Annotated in this window: 18 protein-coding genes and 1 riboswitch; of the genes, 9 read left to right on the plus strand and 9 right to left on the minus strand. The window is 58.8% G+C overall.

Annotated elements, in window-relative coordinates:
- Positions 1 to 5: 5 nt before the first annotated feature.
- Positions 6 to 923 (minus strand): uridine diphosphate-N-acetylglucosamine-binding protein YvcK, encoded by a 918-nt coding sequence (gene yvcK, locus ACTJJ1_RS00200; protein ID WP_004941894.1) that lies wholly within the window; start codon positions 921 to 923, stop codon positions 6 to 8.
- Positions 924 to 1,185: 262 nt separating this feature from the next.
- Positions 1,186 to 1,329: riboswitch (molybdenum cofactor riboswitch) on the plus strand.
- On the opposite strand from yvcK, the gene moaA reads away from it, so the two are divergent.
- The 6 genes from moaA to ACTJJ1_RS00230 all read left to right on the plus strand — a co-directional run bounded on the left by moaA (position 1,316) and on the right by ACTJJ1_RS00230 (position 5,135).
- Positions 1,316 to 2,302 carry a GTP 3',8-cyclase MoaA gene (gene moaA / locus ACTJJ1_RS00205; protein WP_006324157.1) on the plus strand — a complete coding sequence of 329 codons (987 nt, stop codon included), beginning with the start codon at positions 1,316 to 1,318 and terminating at the stop codon, positions 2,300 to 2,302. Its footprint overlaps the riboswitch before it by 14 nt.
- A gap of 83 nt (positions 2,303 to 2,385) precedes the next feature.
- Positions 2,386 to 2,898 carry a molybdenum cofactor biosynthesis protein B gene (gene moaB / locus ACTJJ1_RS00210; RefSeq protein WP_004941898.1) on the plus strand — a complete coding sequence of 171 codons (513 nt, stop codon included), beginning with the start codon at positions 2,386 to 2,388 and terminating at the stop codon, positions 2,896 to 2,898.
- A 5-nt stretch (positions 2,899 to 2,903) separates the two neighbouring features.
- On the plus strand, positions 2,904 to 3,383 hold the full coding sequence (moaC, locus tag ACTJJ1_RS00215) for a cyclic pyranopterin monophosphate synthase MoaC (RefSeq protein ID WP_004941900.1): 480 nt from the start codon (positions 2,904 to 2,906) through the stop codon (positions 3,381 to 3,383).
- The gene (gene moaD, locus ACTJJ1_RS00220) at positions 3,380 to 3,625 is read left to right on the plus strand and encodes a molybdopterin synthase sulfur carrier subunit (RefSeq protein WP_006324160.1); all 246 of its coding nucleotides are present in this window, start codon (positions 3,380 to 3,382) and stop codon (positions 3,623 to 3,625) included. Before moaC ends, moaD begins: the two co-directional genes overlap by 4 nt.
- Positions 3,626 to 3,627: 2 nt before the next feature.
- Positions 3,628 to 4,095 carry a molybdopterin synthase catalytic subunit MoaE gene (gene moaE / locus ACTJJ1_RS00225; RefSeq protein ID WP_202290274.1) on the plus strand — a complete coding sequence of 156 codons (468 nt, stop codon included), beginning with the start codon at positions 3,628 to 3,630 and terminating at the stop codon, positions 4,093 to 4,095.
- Between the two features lie 329 nt (positions 4,096 to 4,424).
- Positions 4,425 to 5,135 (plus strand): Bax inhibitor-1/YccA family protein, encoded by a 711-nt coding sequence (locus tag ACTJJ1_RS00230; RefSeq protein ID WP_440831918.1) that lies wholly within the window; start codon positions 4,425 to 4,427, stop codon positions 5,133 to 5,135.
- 113 nt (positions 5,136 to 5,248) lie between these two features.
- Here the strand turns inward: ACTJJ1_RS00230 and ACTJJ1_RS00235 are convergent, their stop codons facing one another.
- From ACTJJ1_RS00235 to cecR, 5 genes are all read right to left on the minus strand, one after another.
- Positions 5,249 to 6,355: an ABC transporter permease gene (locus ACTJJ1_RS00235; protein ID WP_004941909.1), complete on the minus strand. Its 1,107-nt coding sequence runs from the start codon at positions 6,353 to 6,355 to the stop codon at positions 5,249 to 5,251.
- An 11-nt stretch (positions 6,356 to 6,366) separates the two neighbouring features.
- Entirely contained in the window at positions 6,367 to 7,539 is a 1,173-nt protein-coding gene (locus ACTJJ1_RS00240; protein ID WP_440833569.1) for an ABC transporter permease, read from the minus strand.
- Between the two features lie 14 nt (positions 7,540 to 7,553).
- Complete coding sequence (locus ACTJJ1_RS00245) at positions 7,554 to 9,284, minus strand: ATP-binding cassette domain-containing protein (RefSeq protein ID WP_004941912.1); 1,731 nt, start codon at positions 9,282 to 9,284, stop codon at positions 7,554 to 7,556.
- 10 nt (positions 9,285 to 9,294) lie between these two features.
- The gene (gene hlyD, locus ACTJJ1_RS00250) at positions 9,295 to 10,281 is read right to left on the minus strand and encodes a secretion protein HlyD (RefSeq protein WP_004941913.1); all 987 of its coding nucleotides are present in this window, start codon (positions 10,279 to 10,281) and stop codon (positions 9,295 to 9,297) included.
- A 146-nt stretch (positions 10,282 to 10,427) separates the two neighbouring features.
- Complete coding sequence (cecR, locus tag ACTJJ1_RS00255; protein WP_202290276.1) at positions 10,428 to 11,117, minus strand: transcriptional regulator CecR; 690 nt, start codon at positions 11,115 to 11,117, stop codon at positions 10,428 to 10,430.
- Positions 11,118 to 11,419: 302 nt separating this feature from the next.
- On the opposite strand from cecR, the gene rhlE reads away from it, so the two are divergent.
- The 3 genes from rhlE to dusC all read left to right on the plus strand — a co-directional run bounded on the left by rhlE (position 11,420) and on the right by dusC (position 14,867).
- Complete coding sequence (gene rhlE / locus ACTJJ1_RS00260) at positions 11,420 to 12,778, plus strand: ATP-dependent RNA helicase RhlE (RefSeq protein ID WP_064798705.1); 1,359 nt, start codon at positions 11,420 to 11,422, stop codon at positions 12,776 to 12,778.
- A gap of 118 nt (positions 12,779 to 12,896) precedes the next feature.
- On the plus strand, positions 12,897 to 13,856 hold the full coding sequence (locus ACTJJ1_RS00265; protein WP_004941919.1) for a D-2-hydroxyacid dehydrogenase family protein: 960 nt from the start codon (positions 12,897 to 12,899) through the stop codon (positions 13,854 to 13,856).
- Between the two features lie 81 nt (positions 13,857 to 13,937).
- Entirely contained in the window at positions 13,938 to 14,867 is a 930-nt protein-coding gene (dusC, locus tag ACTJJ1_RS00270) for a tRNA dihydrouridine(16) synthase DusC (RefSeq protein ID WP_440831922.1), read from the plus strand.
- Positions 14,868 to 14,912: 45 nt separating this feature from the next.
- On the opposite strand, the gene ACTJJ1_RS00275 is transcribed toward dusC, so the two are convergent.
- The 3 genes from ACTJJ1_RS00275 to ACTJJ1_RS00285 form a co-directional block, all read right to left on the minus strand.
- Positions 14,913 to 15,179 carry a hypothetical protein gene (locus tag ACTJJ1_RS00275; RefSeq protein WP_166728398.1) on the minus strand — a complete coding sequence of 89 codons (267 nt, stop codon included), beginning with the start codon at positions 15,177 to 15,179 and terminating at the stop codon, positions 14,913 to 14,915.
- A 343-nt stretch (positions 15,180 to 15,522) separates the two neighbouring features.
- A complete protein-coding gene (locus ACTJJ1_RS00280; RefSeq protein WP_440831924.1) occupies positions 15,523 to 16,284 on the minus strand; it encodes an arylamine N-acetyltransferase family protein in 762 nt (253 codons plus the stop codon).
- Positions 16,285 to 16,359: 75 nt separating this feature from the next.
- Positions 16,360 to 17,295 carry a LysR substrate-binding domain-containing protein gene (locus tag ACTJJ1_RS00285; protein ID WP_004941946.1) on the minus strand — a complete coding sequence of 312 codons (936 nt, stop codon included), beginning with the start codon at positions 17,293 to 17,295 and terminating at the stop codon, positions 16,360 to 16,362.
- Positions 17,296 to 17,299 lie beyond the last annotated feature (4 nt).

The raw sequence follows: 17,299 nt of genomic DNA on the forward strand, positions 1-17,299 counted from the left end.
TTAACTCAGGCGCGGGTGCCCAGTTCTATCAACGCCTGATCCAGCGCCTGGCGCAACAGTTGGCGATCGTGGCGGTAAGGAATATCGGCGGCTTCCAGCGGTTGCTGAATCACTACCCGATCCTGCACCGCCCCGGTATCCGCTGCCGGGCCGACAATCAGCGCATCAATCATCTTGCGGCCAATCCGCTCTTCCATCAGTTCCAGCTTGTCTTTCAGCGACAATGCCGCCGCCGCGACGCTCAGTTCGCGCCCCAGATTGCCGATGTAAATCATATTGGCGCTGCTGCGACGCAAAGCCTGGGTGAGATCGTCGAGCAATAACAGCGGCATCAGGCTGGTGAGAAAACTGCCCGGCCCAATCAGGATCACGTCGGCCTGCGCGATGGCATCCAGCGCTTCACGCGTGGCGTGGACGTGCGGCGACAACATCAGCTCCTGCGGCATATGGGTAAGCTGGTCGATGTTCACTTCACCGTAAACCTGGTGGCCTTCGTGATCGTGCGCCATCAGGTCCACCGGCTGTTCGGACATCGGGATCAGCGCCGCGTCCACTTTCAGCAGGCTGCGTACCAGATTGATCGCTTCCAACGGGCGCACGCTAAGGTGATCCAGCGCCTTCAGCATCAGATTGCCGAGATTATGCCCCGACAGCTCGCCGTTGCCGCTGAAGCGGTATTCGAACATCGCGGAGGCGACGCTTGGTTCGGTGATCAGTTGATTGAGACAGTTGCGGGTATCGCCCCAGGCAATGCCGCCTTCCGAGCGGCGGATGCGACCGGTGGAACCGCCATTATCGGTGGTAGTCACAATGCCGGTTAAACGGGAGCCTAAAGACGACAGGGAAGACATCACGCGACCAAGACCGTGGCCGCCACCTAATGCCACCACCCGATCGAGATCGGCCAGGGTACGATTACGCATAAATTTCCTTACAAAGGGGGCTGAAACTGCCCGCATAAAGTAGCGGATTTGGCGTAAAAACGCGAAAAAGAGTGTCATTTGCGTGATTCTGGTCAATTCACCTGCGCAAGGGGCGTTTATCATGGTTAACCAGACTCGTGGCCACGTAAAATCGCTGTATACACAATTATATAGCGAAATTGCGAGTTGGCTATCGCGTTTATTTAGCGCTAGAATTCTGGTGAAAACCACGGTTTCGTTCCGGCTATTTAAGCAGCGGGAACTGAGACCAAAACTCCTAGCCTCTGGGCCTACGTTGTTCCTGCGAACAATATGGCGCTTGGGCCGTGGCGAAGTCAGCCACCAGGGTGCAGAGTGGAAACGCTCGCATCTCCCGGCTTTGGAAAGGTGTTATGGTGCCGCAACTCATTGATGCTTATGAGCGTAAGTTTTATTACTTGCGCCTGTCGATCACCGACGTGTGTAACTTTCGTTGCACCTACTGCTTGCCTGACGGTTACCGACCTAACGGCAGCCCGAAAACCTTCCTGTCGCTGGATGAGATCCGGCGCGTCAGCCGCGCATTTGCCGAACTGGGCACTGAGAAGGTCCGCCTGACCGGCGGTGAACCTTCGCTGCGCCGCGATTTTACCGAGATCATTGCCGCCGTGCGTGAAAACCCGGCCATCCGAACGCTGGCGGTCACCACCAACGGTTACCGTCTGGCGCGCGACGTCGCCCAGTGGCGCGACGCCGGCCTGACGGCGATTAACGTCAGCGTCGACAGCCTGGACGCCCGCCAGTTTCATGCCATTACCGGTCAGGACAAGTTCCGCCAGGTGATGGACGGCATCGATGCCGCGTTTGCCGCCGGGTTCAGCAAGGTCAAGGTCAATGCGGTACTGATGCGTGACGTCAATCATCAGCAACTGGGCGCATTTCTGCACTGGATCAAGGACCGCCCGATCCAACTGCGTTTTATCGAACTGATGGAAACCGGCGAGGGCGGCGAGCTGTTTCGCCGGCATCACGTGTCCGGCGAAGTGATTCGTTTGCAACTGGAGCAGCAGGGCTGGCAACGGCAACCGCGCGGCCGTAGCGACGGCCCGGCGCAGGTATTCAGCCACCCGGATTATCAGGGGGAAGTGGGGTTGATCATGCCGTACGAGAAAGATTTCTGCGCCAGCTGCAACCGGCTGCGGGTCTCCGCCATCGGCAACCTGCATCTGTGCCTGTTCGGCGAGCAAGGCATTACGCTGCGTGATCTGCTGGCGGACGACGGCCAGCTCGAGGCATTGAAGCAACGTATCCAGGGCGGGTTGCTGAGCAAAAAACAGACCCATTTCCTGCATCAGAACAACACCGGCATTACCCAGAACCTGTCGTTTATCGGCGGATAATGCTCTGCATATCTCAAGCCGCAGCGTTGTTGGCTGTAACTTGAAATCTATAGGGCATTCAACGAAGAGGAGCATCGTTAACAATGAGTCATGCCAGCAGTGAATTCATTCCGGCGCATATCGCCATTCTGACCGTCTCGGACAGCCGGGGCGAAGCGGAAGACACCTCCGGCCATTATCTGCAGGAAGCGGCGCAGGAGGCGGGCCATCAGGTGGTGGATCGCGCCATCGTCAAAGACGATAAATACCTGATCCGCGCGCGGGTTTCCGCGTGGATTGCCGATGAAGGCGTGCAGGCGGTGTTGATCACCGGCGGCACCGGTTTTACCGCCCGCGACAACACCCCGGAAGCGCTGCTGCCGCTGTTCGACCGCGAGGTCGAAGGATTCGGCGAACTGTTCCGCATGGTGTCCTACGAAGAAATCGGCACCGCCACTATCCAGTCGCGCGCGCTGGCCGGCATCGCCAACCGGACGGTGATTTTCGCCATGCCGGGTTCGACCCGCGCCTGCCGCACCGCCTGGGAGCGCATTATTGAAGAGCAGTTGGACGCGCGCCACCGCCCGTGCAACTTCCAGCCCCATTTGAAGAGATAAGATCCATGACGCAGTTAACCCATATTAACGCCGCGGGCGAAGCCCATATGGTCGACGTTTCCGCCAAGGTGGAGACGGTGCGCGAAGCCCGCGCCGAGGCCTTTGTCGAGATGCTGCCCGCCACGCTGGCGATGATCCTCGGCGGCAGTCACCACAAGGGCGACGTCTTCGCCACGGCGCGCATCGCCGGCATTCAGGCGGCGAAACGCACCTGGGAGCTGATCCCGCTGTGTCATCCGCTGATGCTGAGCAAGGTTGAGGTGCAGTTGGAGGCGCAACCGGAACACAGCCGGGTGCGCATTGAAACCTGCTGCCGGCTGACCGGCAAGACCGGCGTCGAAATGGAAGCGCTGACCGCCGCCTCGGTCGCCGCGTTGACCATTTACGACATGTGCAAAGCGGTGCAAAAAGACATGGTGATCGGCCCGGTACGGCTGCTGGCGAAAAGCGGCGGCAAGTCCGGTGATTTTAAGGTGGAGCTATGATTAGCATTCTGTTTTTTGCCCAAGTGCGCGAACTGGTAGGCACCGGCGACTTGTCGATGCCGGCAGACTATCCCACGGTAGAGGCGCTGCGCAGGGCGCTGTGCGCACGCGGCGAACGCTGGGCGCTGGCGCTGGAATCCGGCAAGCTGCTGACGGCGGTCAATCAGTCGCTGGTGGCGGCCGAACACCCGCTGCGCGCCGGCGATGAAGTCGCTTTCTTTCCGCCGGTAACCGGGGGTTAACAGTGGAAAACACCCGTATCCGCGTCGGCGCAGCGCCATTCAGCGTCGGCGATGAGTATCAGTGGCTGGCGCAGTGCGATGACGACGGCGCTGTCGTGACCTTCACCGGCAAGGTGCGCAACCATAATCTGGGTGATGACGTCAGCGCGTTGACGCTGGAGCACTACGCTGGCATGACCGAAAAAGCGCTGGCGGAGATCGTGGAGGAAGCGCGCAACCGCTGGCCGTTGCAGCGGGCGACGGTGATCCACCGCGTGGGCGAGCTGTTTCCCGGCGAGGAGATTGTGTTCGTCGGCGTGACCAGCGCGCACCGCAGCATGGCGTTTGCCGCCACCGAATTCATCATGGACTACCTGAAAACCCGTGCGCCGTTCTGGAAGCGCGAAGCGACCGGGCAGGGCGAGCGCTGGGTCGATGCGCGCGACAGCGATCGTCAGGCGGCGGAACGTTGGCATAATGCGAATAAATAAAAGGTAAACCGCAGAAATATATCAATACCTTTGCAACTTTCAGGCTAGGCTTTCTGTGGTAGGCTTATAGCAGGCCGAATCCCTTGGATACCCTATGAATTTCAAGTTACAGCTCGGCACCCAGCTCGTTCATCCCCAGGCGCTTACTTTAGTAAGTAACTGGGGTGACAAATCTGCCGGGAGCAGATTTGAACGCTGCTTGCAGCGGCCCCTAAGGGGGTCGGCCCACGGATGGGCCGAATAACCGAGTGCAGGTAACAACGCTGTAGCTTGAAAGGCGACGGGTAATGGGGTTCGAAATCTTGTTTCATACGCAAAAGGTAACCGTCATGGACCGATATCCACGCTCTAATGGTTCAATCGTTGAACGTGCCAACAGCGGCATTCAGGCTTATATGGCGCAGGTTTATGGCTGGATGACCTGTGGCCTGCTGTTGACGGCATTCGTTGCTTGGTATGCTGCTCAAGACCAACGGATCCAAGCGTTTATATTTTCTAGCCAAATCACCTTCTTCGGCCTGATTATCGCGCAGCTGGCGTTGGTGTTCGTGATTTCCGGCATGGTCAACCGCCTGAGCGGCACTGTGGCTACGTCACTGTTTATGCTTTATTCGGCGCTGACCGGGCTGACGATGTCGAGTATCTTCCAGGCATACACAGGTGTATCAATTGTGAGCACCTTTGTGGTGACCGCCGGGATGTTCGGGGCCATGAGTCTGTACGGCTACACCACCAAGCGTGACTTGAGCGGTTTCGGCAGCATGTTGTTTATGGCGCTGATCGGTATCGTGCTGGCTTCGCTGGTGAATATCTGGCTGAAAAGCACCGCCTTGATGTGGGCGATTACCTATATCGGGGTGCTGGTGTTCGTTGGCCTGACGGCGTACGACACCCAGAAACTGAAAGCTATGGGTGAACAGCTGAACGCCGATGACAAAGACAGCTTCCGCAAATACGCCATCGTCGGCGCGCTGACGCTGTATCTTGATTTCATCAACCTGTTCCTGATGTTGTTGCGTATTTTCGGCAACCGTCGCTAAATCCGTCGTCTTTCAAGGCGAGGCGTTGTCGCAAGGCGCCTGGCTGTGGCTTGAAATTCATAGGATATCTGGTGATCGAAAAGGCTCTGCGATTCAACACGCAGAGCCTTTTTTTATGCCATTTTGCGGCGGAACATGGCGTAGGCGGCGCTGCCGGTGGTGGCGGTGATCACCAGCAGCGGCCACAGGCTGTGCCAGATAATGCCGAAGCTGGCGTCCTTCAAATAGATCTGTTTGGTGATATCGGTAAAGTGGCGAATCGGGTTAACCCAGGTGAGATCCTGCAGCCACACAGGCATGTTCTCCACCGGCGAGACATAACCGGAAAGCAGGATCGCCGGCATCATAAACACGAACACGCCGATAAACGCCTGCTGCTGCGTGGCGCACAGCGAAGAAATCAGCAGACCGAACCCCACCAACGACAGCCCGTAAACCAGCATGGTGCCGTAGAACAGCAGCAGCGAGCCGGCGAACGGGATCTGGTACATAAAGATGCCAATCAGCAGCACGATGCTGGCCTGGAAGGTGGCAACAATCAGCGCCGGGACCGCTTTGCCGATAAAAATCTGCCAGGTGGTCAGCGGCGATACCAGCAACTGCTCCAGCGTGCCCTGTTCACGCTCGCGCGCCACCGACAGCGAGGTGACAATCAGCACGCCGATGGTTGTGATCATGGCGATCAGCGAAGGCACCACGAACCATTTGTAATCCAGATTCGGGTTATACCAGTTACGCACCACCAGCTCGCTGTTGTTGGGTTTGGCGCGGTTGCCGATCAGCTCGTTTTGGTAATCCTGCACAATCTGCTGCACATAGTTGGCGGCAATCTGCGCGCTGTTGGAATTGCGCCCGTCGAGCAGCAATTGCAGCGGGGCGGTAGTACCGCTGGCGATATCGCGCGAGAACTGCGCCGGGAAGCGGATCAGCAGCAGCGCCCGCTGGTTGTCGAGGGTGGTTTGTATCTCTTGCGGGTTGCGCAGCAGCAATACGTGCGAAAAGGCTTTCGCCTTGGCGAAGCGCTGGGTCAGCTCTACCGAAGCATGGCCGCTGTCTTCGCTGTACACCGCGATGGTGGCGTTGGTCACCTCCAGCGTGGCGGCGAACGGGAACAGCAGCACCTGCAGAATAACCGGCAAAATCAGGATGGCGCGGGTCTGCGGATCGCGCAGCAGCGATTGCATTTCCTTAATGATTAACGTCCAGAGACGGTAAAACATTGTCTTTCTCCTTAATCCAGCCGCCGCTGGGTTTTCCAGGCCGTCAGGCCGATAAACACCACCGCCGAGGCGATCAGGAACAGCAGGTTGATCATCAGCACCGTGCCGACGTTGCCCGCCAGAAACAGCGTCTGCAACGTGCTGACGAAGTAGCGTGCCGGGATGATATAGGTCACGGCGCGCACGATCGCCGGCATGCTGTCGATCTGGAAGATAAAGCCGGACAGCATGATCGAAGGCAGAAAGGCGGCGTTCAGCGCCACCATAGCCGCGTTGAACTGATTGCGGGTGAGGGTGGAAATCAGTAGCCCCATGCCGAGCGTACTGGCGAGGAACAGGCTGCTGATCACGAACAAAATCAGCAGAGAACCGCGGTAGGGCACGCCGAGCACGAATACCGACACCGCCATGCACAGCACCATGGCGATCATGCCGAGGAAGTAGTAAGGCACCAGTTTTGAAAGCAACAGTTCGCTGCGCGTCACCTGGGTGGAGAGCAGCGCCTCCATGGTGCCGCGTTCCCATTCGCGGGCGATCACCAACGAGGTAAGGATCGCGCCAATCACCGTCATGATAATGGTGATGGCGCCGGGAATGATGTAGTGCCGGCTGATGGCCGCCGGGTTAAACCAGTACCGCATCTGCACGTCAATCAGCGGTTTGTCCTCGCGCCCGCGATCGGTGGCGCGCTGCTGCTGCCAGACTTGCCACACGCCCTGGGTATAGCCCTGGACAAAGTTGGCGGTGTTCGGCTCGCTGCCGTCGGTGATTACCTGGATTGGCGCTCTGTCGTGCGGCCGCGCCAGCTGTTTGTCAAAGTCGTTGGGGATCACCACCAGCCCACGGATGCGCCCGGCCTGCATCAGTTGGATCAGCTGTTGGCGATTATCGCTGATGGTCGGTTCAATGTAGGGCGAACCGGCGAAAGCGTGGGCCAGATCGCGGGCGTCTTCGCTTTGTTGCTCCATCAAAATGCCCAGCCGCAGCTTGCTGGAATCCAGGTTGATGCCGTAGCCGAAGATAAACAGCAGCATCAATGGGATCACAAAGGCGATCAGCCCGCTGCTGGGATCGCGCAGGATCTGCCGCGTCTCTTTCAGACACAGCGCACGCAGCCGTCGCCAGGAGAAACCGCTGGCGTCGGCGGAGGTTGTTTTCTCGGTCACGGCTATGTTTTCGCTCACGGCTACTTTCTCGCTCACGGCTGCTCCTCCCGATCGTAACCCTGCACCAGATCGATAAACGCCTGCTCCATTGAAGGGTTGGGGTTGTCGTCGCAGGCTACCTGCTGTTTGAGATCGTCCGGCGTGCCGGCGGCGATGATCTTGCCGCGATACACCAGCCCGATGCGATCGCAGTATTCCGCCTCGTCCATAAAGTGGGTCGTGACCATCACCGTCACGCCTTTATCCACCATGCCGTTGATGTGCAACCAGAACTCGCGGCGGGTCAGGGGGTCTACGCCCGAGGTCGGTTCGTCGAGAAACAGAATGTCCGGTTCGTGCATCAGCGCGCAGGCCAAGGCCAGCCGTTGCTTGAAGCCGAGCGGCAGCGAATCCGGCGTTTGGCCGAGGATCGGCCCAAAGTTGAAGGCGGTCGACATCTCGTTGATTTTGTCGCGCTGCGCTTTGCCGCTCAGGCCGTAAACACCGGAGAAAAATTTCAGGTTCTGCGCCACCGTCAGGTTGCCGTACAGCGAGAATTTCTGCGCCATATAGCCCAGACGCTGACGCGCCTTGCCGGAGCTGGTTTTCAGATCCATATCCAGCACCAGCGCCTTGCCTTCAGTCGGCACCAGCAGCCCGCACATCATTTTGAAGGTGGTGGATTTGCCGGCGCCGTTCGGGCCGAGCAGGCCGAAAATCTCGCCGCGTTGCACCTTGAAGTCCACATGGTCGGTGGCGGCGAAATCGCCGAATTTCTTGGTCAGCCCCTGAGCTTCAATCACAGTTTGCGTGCTTTCGCCCTCTACGGTGGGCATGATCTCCGCCAGCGCCGATTTACTGTTTGGCCCGCCGCCGAGCAGATCGATAAACGCATCCTCGAAGCGCGGATCCGCTTCCGTCATTTCCGCATCCGGCAGATCCAGCGCTTGCAGTATCTGGCGGTGATCTTCGCCCTGCTTGAGGATCAGCCGCAGGTATTTGCCCTGGATCACCCCGTCGGTGACCGAAGGCAGGCAGATAGCCCGTTGCAGCAGGGCGCGGTGGCTGCCGGCGGGGGGAGCGATCAATACCGTGCGCCCGGCCATGCGCTGAGTCAGATCTTTAGGCGCGCCGCTGAACAGCAATTCACCTTCATTGAGCAGCAGCACTTCGCGGCACTGCTCGGCCTCGTCAAGATAGGAGGTGCTCCACAGGATCAGCATGCCGTCGTTGGCCAGCTCATGCACCATGCGCCACAGCTCGCGGCGCGAGATCGGATCGACCCCGACCCCAGGCTCATCCAGCAGCAGCACCTGCGGTTGGCCCACCAGCGTGCAGGCCAGCCCGAGTTTTTGTTTCATGCCGCCGGAAAGCTTGCCCGCAAGGCGGGTGGTAAAGCGAGTGAGATCGGTGAAGGTCAGCAACCGCTCGAAAGTCTGTTTACGCAGATCGCCGGTGACGCCGCGCAGATCGGCGTACAGCGTCAGGTTTTCCATGACCGTCAGATCTTCATACAGGCCGAACTTCTGCGGCATGTAGCCGAGGATGGCGTGCAGTTGACGATCTTGTGCGATCGGATCCAACCCGGCGACGCGCAGCGTACCGCTGCTGGGTTTCAGCAACCCGGCCAGCATGCGCAGCAGCGTGGTTTTGCCGGCGCCGTCCGGGCCAACCAGCCCGGTGACCGCGCCACTGGTCAGGCGGGTGGTCAGGCTGGCGACCGCGGGTTTTGCCAACGACGGGAAACGTTTTTCCAACGCCTCCAGTTCAATGACCTGTTCCATCACCGCCCCCTCAAGGTTTGGCAAAACGAACGGTGACCGGCATGCCCTGGCGCAATTCGTCATCGGCGTCGGTGACGATCACCCGCAGGCGGTACACCAAATCGGTGCGCAGGTCCGGGGTTTCGACGCTTTTCGGCGTAAATTCGGCGGTCGGCGACACAAAGCCGATTTTACCGTGATAAGGCTTGTTCGGCCGGCCATCGGTATAAATTTCCAGTTCGGCGCCCGGCACCGCTTTACCCAGGCTGGATTCGTTCACATAGGCGCGCACCCACACCGGGCGGGTCAGCGAAAGCGTGAATACCGTGCCGCCGGCGCTGAGCATGGTGCCCGGCTCGACAGCGCGCGTCAGCACCGTGCCGGCCGAAGGGGAAACCAGGGTGGTATCGTGCAAATTCAACTGCGCCTGTGCCAGCGCGGCTTCATTTTGCGCCAGATTGGCTTTGGCTTCTTCTATCTCCTGCGGGCGGTTGCCGCTGAGGTATTGCGACAGCTTGTCTTTCGAGGCCTGCAGGTTGGCCTGCGCCTGATTGCGCGAGGTGCGGGCATCTTCCAGCGCGTCGGCGGAGGTGGCGTTTTTCGCCCATAATCCTTGCTGGCGCTTGAGGAAGCTGTCGGCATAGTTAAAGGCGGAAAGGCGTTGCGCCACTTCCGAACGCACCTGGGCAATTTCTTCGGCGCGGTAACCGGCCATCAGCAGCGCCAGCTTGGCCTTGGCGCTGGCGACGTTGGCCTGCGCCTGTTGCAGCGCGTTAATGTACGGCGCATCGTCCAGCTTGCCGAGCAGTTGCCCCGGTTGGAGCGGGTCGCCCTCGTCCACGGTCAGCGACGCCAGCCGCCCGTCGACGCGGAAGCCGAGATTCACCGTGCGGATATCGACGTTGCCGTACAGCGTCAGCGGCTGGTCTTGCTGCTGTTGGTAATACCAAAAGCCGTAACCGGCGGCGGCGATCAGCACGATAGCCGCCACAATGAGGGCACTGCGTTTCTTGTTCATAACACTCCCTGCCTATAAAGATTAAACCCAATGAATTTCACGTTACGGCTAGGCGACAAGTGCGTGAGTTCCCAGGAGCTTACTCAAGTAAGTGACTGGGGGGAGTGCACGCAGTCAACAACGCCGTAGCTTGAAATACGCAGGGTTTACGCGCCATAACGCTGGCGCAGCCCATTAACCAGAAGATCTATGTGTTCCGCCAGCACCTCGCCGATCTGCGCCGCTTCGGCCACACCTATCTGCTGCCAGCCTGCCTGCCGACGCACGGTTTCCCGCGCGATGCGAAACGACAGCACCTCGCCGAGCAGCGCGTGAGTGTGCAGCACGATTTTGGTCGAACGCTCGTCGATGCCGGTATAGGCCGCCAACAGGCGGCACAGTTTGGTATGCAGCGGCGCTATCACCTGCTGGTGGATCAGCGGATAAGCATCGGTAGGCGAGAGCTGCTCGCGCGACATGATTTTGCTCAGGTTCAGCGTATGCGGTTGGGTCATCAGTTCGCTGAACGCCAGCAGCCCGCTTTTCAGGTAAGCGAGATACTGTTCCGGCCGGCGCTCGGCGGCGGGCCGTTGCCAGAAGCGGTCAATTTCCTCGGCCAGCGGGCGGAACGCCTGCTGGATAAAATCGGCGATCCACTGCGCAACGGCCAGATAGAGGCCTTCTTTGGAATTGAAGTAATAGGTAATGGCGGCGATGTTCTGCCCGGCGCGCTGGGCGATATCGCGGGTGGTCGCGCCCTGGATGCCGTATTCGCCGAACATCTCGATGGCGGCGGCGATCAGCTGTTGGCGCGCCTGTTCGCCGCGCGCCCGGCCGGCAGTTTGATGACCTGGCATAGACGGTGCTCGCAAAAGTTAATCAATCATATGATTAACTTTATGCCAGATTGGGTGAAATGCAATCAGAAACCCTTTTTAAATTCAGGTTATTCTCGGGATATGCTGAATTTCCGGCATATTGTGCTTTCGGTCAGTAAAATTGCGTTTTCTTGTGTGACTTCTGCTACACTCCCGCGCTGGTGCACTGCAGTTTGTGCCAAATCCCTCGTGGTCATGCTTAATGCCCCGTCTGATCATCCTCCCAGGAAACTGCACCGAACATTGTTTAGGTTAGGGGGGATCTGGAGCTTTTCTCTACTATGTCATTTGAAACTCTCGGCTTAAGTGCTGAAATTCTGCGCGCTGTTGAAGAACAGGGCTATCGCGAACCTACGCCAATTCAGCGCCAGGCTATCCCTGTGGTGTTGGAAGGTCGTGACCTGATGGCCAGCGCACAGACCGGTACCGGTAAAACCGCTGGCTTTACCCTGCCGCTATTGCAGCTGCTGAGTAAGCATGATCATCCGATCAAAGGCCGTCGCCCGGTACGTGCGCTGATCCTGACGCCAACCCGTGAACTGGCGGCGCAGATCGGCGAAAACGTCGAAGCTTACAGCAAACACCTGCGCCTGCGTTCGCTGGTGGTGTTTGGCGGCGTGAGCATCAACCCGCAGATGATGAAACTGCGCGGCGGCGTCGACATTCTGGTGGCGACACCGGGTCGCCTGCTGGATCTGGAACACCAGAACGCGGTTGATCTGTCCAAAATTGAAATTCTGGTGCTGGACGAAGCTGACCGCATGCTGGATATGGGCTTTATCCATGATATCCGCCGCGTGCTGGCCAAGCTGCCTGCCAAGCGTCAGAACCTGCTGTTCTCGGCCACCTTCTCCGACGACATCAAAGCGTTGGCGAACAAGCTGCTGCACAACCCGGCATCGGTGGAAGTGGCGCGCCGCAACACCGCGTCCGAGCAGATCGAACAAAGCGTGCACTTCGTCGACAAGAAGCGTAAGCGGGAACTGCTGTCGCAGATGATCGGCGAAGGCGACTGGAAACAAGTATTGGTGTTCAACCGCACCAAGCACGGCGCCAACCACCTGGCCGAGCAGCTGAACAAAGACGGCATCACTGCCGCAGCGATCCACGGCAATAAAAGCCAGGGTGCGCGTACCCGTGCATTGGCCGATTTTAAAGACGGCAAAATTCGCGTGCTGGTGGCAACCGACATCGCGGCGCGCGGTCTGGACATCGACCAGTTGCCGCACGTGGTGAACTACGAGCTGCCTAACGTGCCGGAAGATTACGTGCACCGCATCGGCCGTACCGGCCGTGCAGAGCGCACCGGTGAGGCGATCTCGCTGGTCTGCGTGGATGAACACAAACTGCTGCGCGACATCGAGCGCCTGCTGAAGCGTGAAATCCCGCGTATTGCCCTGCCAGGCTACGAGCCGGACCCAAGCATCAAGGCGGAGCCGATCATCAACGGCCGTCAGGGTGGCGGGCGCGGCAACGGCGGCGGTCAACGCTCCGGTGGCGGCCAGCGCAGCGGTAACGGCGGCGGCCATAGCGGCCAACGTGAAAACCGTGGCGGCGGCAGTGCCCGCCCTCAGGGTGACGGCAAGCCGCGTTCAGGCGCGCCGGCACGCCGTCCGCGCAGCCGCAAACCGGGCGAATAATATCGCGCTGTTGCAAGACGCTATCAGGCCACCTTTATAGGTGGCTTTTTTTATGTCTGGCGGAAGTGAATTTTCGTACTAGGATCGACGGGGTAACTCAATTTCTCTGGAGCCGATGATGAAACTGAAGTGCGCAATTCTTGATGATTATCAGCAGGTGGCGCTCACCATGGCGGACTGGTCGGCGATAGCCGGGCGGGTTGAGGTGTTCGCCATGAGCCAGCATTTTACCGACGAGGCGGAGCTGGCGGTGCACCTGCAAGACTGCGACATGCTGGTGATCATGCGCGAGCGCACGCCGATCACCGCCACGCTGCTGGCCCGCTTGCCGAAGTTAAAACTGCTGATCACCTCCGGTATGCGCAATGCCTCTATCGATCTGGCCGCTGCCGAACAACGTGGCATTGTGGTTTGCGGCACCGCCAGCGGCTCGGCCGCGCCGATGGAGCTGACCTGGGCGCTGCTGCTGGGGTTGGCAAAGCACACGGTGGCGGAAAATGCCGGGCTGCGCAATAACGGCCCCTGGCAACAGGCGCTTGGCGTCACCCTGCAAGGCAAAACGCTGGGCCTGCTGGGGCTGGGCAAGATTGGCAGCCAGATGGCCAAGGTGGCGCAGGCGTTCGGCATGCGGGTGCTGGCCTGGAGCCAGAACCTGACGGCGGAAAGAGCCGGGCAACAGGGCGTTGCGCTGGCCGAGTCGAAACTGGCGCTGTTCGAGCAGAGCGATTTTGTCTCCGTCCATTTGGTGCTGAGCGAACGCAGCCGTGGGCTTGTGGGGCGCGATGAACTGGCCGCGATGAAACCTTCCGCCTATCTGATCAACACTTCGCGCGCGGCGATTGTCGATCAGGCGGCATTGATAGAAGCCCTGCAACAACAACGGATCGCCGGCGCCGGGCTGGACGTGTTCGAGGTTGAGCCTTTGCCGATGGACGATATCTTCCGCCGCCTGCCCAACGTGCTGGCGACGCCGCACCTGGGTTACGTGGCCGATGACAACTACCGTACCTACTTCCGCGAGGCGATTGAGGACATCGAGGCGTTTCTCGCCGGGCAGCCCCTGCGCAGGTTGAGCTAAGCGGCTTTTTATTCCCCCGTGCGCTTGTCTGATACCGGCATTCCCCCGTATCATTGCGCGTCTTTTTAAGCAGGGGTAATCATGCGCGTATTATTGGCTCCGATGGAGGGCGTTCTCGATTCTTTGGTGCGCGAGCTGCTCACCGAAGTGAACGACTACGACCTGTGCATCACCGAATTCCTGCGCGTGGTTGACCAACTGCTGCCGGCCAAATCTTTCTATCGCCTGTGCCCCGAACTGCACCACGCCAGCCGCACCCCGTCCGGCACGCTGGTGCGCATCCAACTGCTGGGCCAGCACCCGCAGTGGCTGGGGGAAAACGCCGCCCGCGCGGTCGAACTGGGCTCTTACGGCGTCGATCTCAACTGCGGTTGCCCATCCAAGCTGGTTAACGGCAGCGGTGGCGGGGCGACCTTGCTGAAAGACCCGGAACTGATTTACCAGGGCGCCAAAGCGATGCGTGCGGCGGTGCCGGATCATCTGCCGGTAACGGTAAAGGTACGCCTGGGGTGGGACAGCGACAGCCGCAGTTTTGAAATCGCCGACGCGGTACAACAGGCGGGTGCCACCGAGCTGGCGGTGCATGGCCGTACCAAAGAGGACGGCTACAAGGCCGAGCGCATTAACTGGGCGGCGATTGGCGAGATCCGCAAGCGGCTGACCATTCCGGTGATCGCCAACGGCGAAATCTGGGATTACCAAAGCGCGCAAGACTGCCTGCAAACTACCGGCTGCGACGCGGTGATGCTGGGGCGAGGCGCATTAAACGTGCCGAACCTGAGCCGGGTGGTGAAATACAACGAACCGCGCATGCCGTGGCCGCAGGTGGTGCAGCTGCTGCAAAAATACGTTCATCTGGAAAAGCAGGGCGACACCGGCCTGTATCACGTGGCGCGTATCAAGCAGTGGCTGGGGTATTTACGCAAAGAGTATGCCGAGGCCACAGAGCTGTTCGGCGAAGTGCGTGTTTTGACCAACTCGAAGGACATTGCGCGGGTGATTTGCCGCTGAATCATAATAAACCCGCAGGGAGCGGGTTTGATTAAATTCGGTTGATCAGGCTTCGCTGTCGAGACGGTTTATTTCGATCTCGATATCCTGAATGTTCTTTTCCAACCCTTCCAGGCAGGTACCCTGTTTATTCAAAAGATCGGCGATCGCTTCGGCAAATTCAGCATGCTTGTATTCGCCCTGATCGAAGGCCAACCATTGCGCAGACAGCGTTTCGGTATTGGATTGCGCATAGTGCCGCATTTCTTTTAGCTGAGAAACCACATCACGTAAATTATCAATCTGCGTCTTACTGTTTTCATTGTCACTCATGCATTTCTCCTTAAGATATATCGTTGAAATAATCGTGACTGCCAAGTAAAGCCTACCCTATCTAAATAAAAATATCAGAATCAGTCTCTTTTGTGATTGATTTTGACGAGATTTTCAACGAAAAATACCTGTATAAACAAAAGGGTGCTGCAATTGTAAAATCATATAAATATTGTTTTTCATCCGTTTTTTTATTTGAAATATTAATAATATTATATTGTCAATGGTGATTGTCTTATATATCTAAAAGGTAAGGTCAGGAATATTCAAAGCGGCAGTGCATTCCCTATAAAATAAACAGGGGAATATTCCCCTGTTCAGAGAGCGATTATTTCCCCTGTCATCAGTGATCCAAATCAATCCCAAAATAACGCATCAGCGTTGCACGCCGTTCGTCTTCGGAATGCAGCGTCGATTCATGGCGCTGGTGATCTTCGGTGATAATCAGTTTGTTCTCGCTGAGGGTCACCCGGCCATTTTCCGTTGGCCGCGAGCACACCAGCCGCTGGGTGAAATGCGACTGCGGCGAGGTGCTGTGGTAGTGGCACATGCCGTCGAACTCACTCGGCTCACGGGCTTGCAGGGTAAAACGGTACAGGGTTTTGGCGTGCGAGCGGTTATCGCCGTTTCTGCGTTCCAGATAGTAGGTCTCGCCTTCCTGTTCTAAATGGAAGGTGCCGCTGGTCTGCGGTTGCTGCTCGGTGGTGGTGATTTTCAGCGGCGTCAGGAACGAGTCGCCAAACCCCACGTCCACCAGATACGGCTGATCCAGCTCCACCTTCAGCGCCATATGGTCGAAGGGCGCGCCGAAGCTGCCGTCGCGGGCGCGGATCTCGCCGGAAATAAACTGCACGTTAAAGCCGATGTCCTTCAACAGCGAGGCAAACAGCCGGTTCAGCTCATAGCAAAAGCCGCCGCGGTTGCGTTCGACAATTTTATTGAACAGCGCCGATTCTTCCAGATGAATGCCCTGGCGATAAATAATGCTCAGGTTCTCAAAGGGCACGCTCAGCATATGGCAGCGGTGCAATTGTTGCAGCGTCAGGAGGTCAGCCTGGGGGATGCCTGCGAATCCAATATGTTGCAGGTAGCGTTGTCTATCCACGGTTTGTCTCGCAGCAAAAAAATTGATTATAAAATAGTTGGATTTTTCACTGCTGTGGGCGCAATACGTGCTGCGTCAGAATGCCGGGGGTTTGCCTGCCGCTTGCAGCAGCAGATTAACCCAGCGGCGGGTGGTGGTGCTAACGAACGCGCTGTCCGCCCAGCACAGGCGATATTGATAGGCGCAGGGCAGCTGCCCGTGCTCGCCAAACACCGGCACCAGCTTGCCTGCGGCTAACGCATCCTGCGCCACCGCCAGGCTGCCGAGCACGATACCGTTGCCTTCCATCGCTTCCTGCAACGCATGGCCAACGCTGTTAACGGTGAGGATGCCGCGCGGCGCCGCCGCGCCTGCGCCAAAGGCGGCGAACCAGTCTTGCCAGCCGGCGGCGCCCAGCCCTTGCGCATCCTTCCACGGCGAATGAATCAAGGGGGCCTGCGGGAGATCGGCGAGGCTGAACGCAGGGTGCGCGGCAAGAAAGGCGGGGCTTGCCAGCGGCGCAAAGGCATCGGCCAACAGTTCGCGGGAATGCGGCGGCGGGTTGGCGGTGGGGCTGTAACGGATGGCGATGTCCGCTTCGCCGCTGGCTAAATCGCGCAGGCTTTCGTTGGCGTCCAGCACCAGCGAGACATCAGGATCGGCGTGGCGCAGCGCCGGTAAACGCGCCGCCAGCCAGTGGCTGGCAATGCCCAGCGTGCAGGTCAGTTTCAGCGTCTGCTGCTGCGCCGGCCGGGCGCGATCGCTGGCTTTTTGCAGTAGCGTCAGCGCACGGGTGACGTCGGTGGCCAACCGTTTGCCGGTGTCGTTGAGCGCTACCGCATTGCCCTTGCGGTGAAACAGTTCAACGCCCAGTTCATTCTCCAACTGGCGTATCTGGCGGCTGACCGCCCCCAACGTGACGTTCAACTGCTCCGCCGCCTCGGTAAAACTGGCGCAGCGCGCCGCCACCTCGAAGGTATGCAAGGCTTTCAGCGACGGCAGGCGTGGTTGAGCGTTCAGCTTGAGTTTCATTCAA

Origin of the sequence: Serratia sp. 22264 (assembly GCF_052045345.1) — a bacterium.
Lineage (GTDB): Bacteria > Pseudomonadota > Gammaproteobacteria > Enterobacterales > Enterobacteriaceae > Serratia > Serratia plymuthica.